Origin of the sequence: Micromonospora sp. DT178 (assembly GCF_049841695.1) — a bacterium.
Classification (GTDB): Bacteria; Actinomycetota; Actinomycetes; order Mycobacteriales; family Micromonosporaceae; genus Micromonospora.
This window is the reverse complement of record NZ_JBNCKV010000013.1, coordinates 25,014-27,422: the sequence shown is the minus strand read 5'-3', so window position 1 is coordinate 27,422 and position 2,409 is coordinate 25,014. Positions and strand designations below refer to the sequence as shown.

Below are 2,409 nucleotides of genomic sequence, written 5' to 3'. Positions count from 1 at the left end.
GCGGTGGTGCGGAGAATCCGTTTGGTGGTGGTGCCGGCAGCGACCTACCCGCCGACCTGAAGATCAAGTCGGGCATGCCGTCCGACGGTGGTGGCGCGGGCAATCCGTTCGCCAATGGCGGCTTGGATGCTGCGTTCGGCGGCGGTGGCGCGGGCAATCCGTTCGGCGGCGGTGGCGCGGACGGTCTTCTTCCCCCCGTTCCGGCCCCCAAGTCAGCCATACCGTCCGTCGGCGGTGGCCTGGAGAACCCGTTCACCGGTGGTGGTGGGGGCAATCCGTTCACCGGGGGCGGCGGGAGCAGCAGCCTGCCGACCAAGAACCTCGGGCTCAACCGCAGTCCGTCCGGGCCGCAGTCGTTGGGTGACCTGACGCCGTCCCAGTTGGAGCAACTGGACAAGGCCGGGCTGCTGGACGATGTGCCGCTGACGGCTGAGCAGGCTGACTACCTGCGGAAGAACGGTCTGTCGCCCGGTGGTGCGACCAACCTCGGTCAGCTCAGTCCGGATCAGCTCGACGCGTTGGAGCGCGGCGGGCTGCTGGACGAGACTCCCCTCACCAACGACCAGCGGGCGAAGCTCGGCCTGAACGGACCGCAGTCGTTGGGTGACCTGACGCCGTCCCAGTTGCGGCAACTGGACGGGGCGGGGCTGCTGGACGATGTGCCGCTGACGGCTGAGCAGGCTGACTACCTGCGGAAGAACGGTCTGTCGCCGGGGGGTGCGACCAACCTCGGTCAGCTCGGTCCGGATCAGCTCGACGCGCTGCAACGCGGCGGGCTGCTGGACGATCTCCCTCTGTCGCCGGCCGAGCGGGCGAAACTCGGGCTGCCGCCCAACCCGTCGGGGAGCTCCGGCGGGGGTGGGTCCGTACCGGGCCTGGACACGGGCAGGTTGCCGTGGCCCGACACCGGGCCGTCGGCACCAATAGACCGGAATGCGTTCCCGACCACGGTCGACGGCAAGGACGTGTCGCCGAAGCCGGGTATGACCGGGAGCATCACCGCTCCTCCGGCACTCGGCGACGTCACGAGACCCGGTTCGGCCAGCATCCCGCAGGTTCCCGGGGTGCAGGTCGGCACCGGGGGCCTGTCGGCGGTGCCGGGTGTATCCGGCTCGCCCGGAGCGCTGACCCCGGACAAGCTGGGGGTGCCCGTCGGAGGCCCGGTCGGGGCCAACCTGACCCCAGGTCCGGGTGCCGGCCCTGGTCTCCCGCAGCCCGGCGCGGGCGGTATGCCGGGCGGTGGGATGCCGTTCATGCCCCCGATGATGCCGGGCATGGGTGGCGCGCCCCACCAAGGGCAGGACCGTGATCGCCAGCGCAGCACCTGGCTGAAGGAGGACGAGAAGGTCTGGGGTACTGACCCCGACTGTGCGCCCGCGGTGATCGGCCGGCGCGGTCGTGACACCCGGGTCGAGGACGACGAGTTCGGCATGCCGGTCGACGAGCGCCCCGGCAGCCAGGACGAACGCCGCCGGTACCGGGGCCGTTGAACACTGTTGCACCGACGTGAACCCGGTGCCGCAGATCAGCCGTGGGATAGCAGAGGAGGTAATCGGGATGAGCATGTTGGGCGACGAGGAACTGTTGGCCGAAATGCGTGCGGCCCTGAAGGACGTCGATGAGGCGGCCGACCGGGTACGCCGGCGCGTGGCTCGGGCGCAGACCACCGTGGAGGACAAGAAGAAGCTGTTGTCGGTGACCGTGGGTGGGCACGGCGAGCTCACCCGGATCACCTTCAACGGGGACGCCTACCGGCGACTCGCGCCGGCTGAGCTGGCCGACCTGATCGTGACGACGGCGCGTACCGCTCGCGAGAAGGCCCAGCGTAAGACGATGGCCGGTACCGCCGAGCTGACGCGTCACCTCTCCGGGCTCGACGACGCCGCGCAGTCGGCCGGGAGCATCGAGGAGCTTGTCGAGGGCATCGCCAGCATGGTTTCCGGCGGTGCAGACCGGCGGCCCGGGCCGGCGTCATGAGTACGTCCCGGATCACCTTCAACGGGGATGCCCTGGCCAGGCAGGTGCCGTTGGTGGGCCAGTTCAAGGACCACCTGATCGGCACGGTGGACCCGGTGCGCGAGATCGCCGAGTGCCGGTGGGCGGACGGCGTCCCCGCAGACGACGAGCTGAGCCTGCAGGCCCGCGCGGCCGTGATGGGCCTGCTCGCGAACATCGTGCTCGCGGCGTACGCCAAGTTGGCTGAGGCGGCCGGATTCCAGGGCGAGAAGTTGAACCTCTATCGCCGTGTCGGGGACAACACCGAGGCCACCGGCGCCGAGTTGGTCCCGGACATGAGCGGTGGTGCGCGGGGTTGATCCGCGGGGACCAATTGGTCGTGGTGTGGGGCGGTGGCCTGCGCCGCTGAGTGATTCGCATTGAGTGCCCCTGATCGGGGGCGGGGAGGGGGCG

2 protein-coding genes and 1 pseudogene are annotated in these 2,409 nt (G+C 70.3%); all 3 read left to right on the top strand.

From position 1 onward, the window contains the following. Window positions 1-1,490 (top strand): annotated as a pseudogene (locus ACLQ22_RS22310) (hypothetical protein); the annotation flags it as partial. Window positions 1,491-1,515: 25 nt separating this feature from the next. Next, the gene (locus ACLQ22_RS22305; protein ID WP_425694025.1) at window positions 1,516-1,977 is read left to right on the top strand and encodes a YbaB/EbfC family nucleoid-associated protein; all 462 of its coding nucleotides are present in this window, start codon (window positions 1,516-1,518) and stop codon (window positions 1,975-1,977) included. Then, window positions 1,974-2,315: a hypothetical protein gene (locus tag ACLQ22_RS22300; RefSeq protein WP_425694024.1), complete on the top strand. Its 342-nt coding sequence runs from the start codon at window positions 1,974-1,976 to the stop codon at window positions 2,313-2,315. The genes ACLQ22_RS22305 and ACLQ22_RS22300 overlap by 4 nt, the downstream gene beginning before the upstream one ends. Window positions 2,316-2,409 lie beyond the last annotated feature (94 nt).

What these genes read in the sequence shown, in the direction of transcription:
- ACLQ22_RS22300 (WP_425694024.1), top strand. Translation starts at nt 1,974, where the DNA reads ATGAGTACGTCCCGGATCACCTTCAACGGGGATGCCCTGGCCAGGCAG.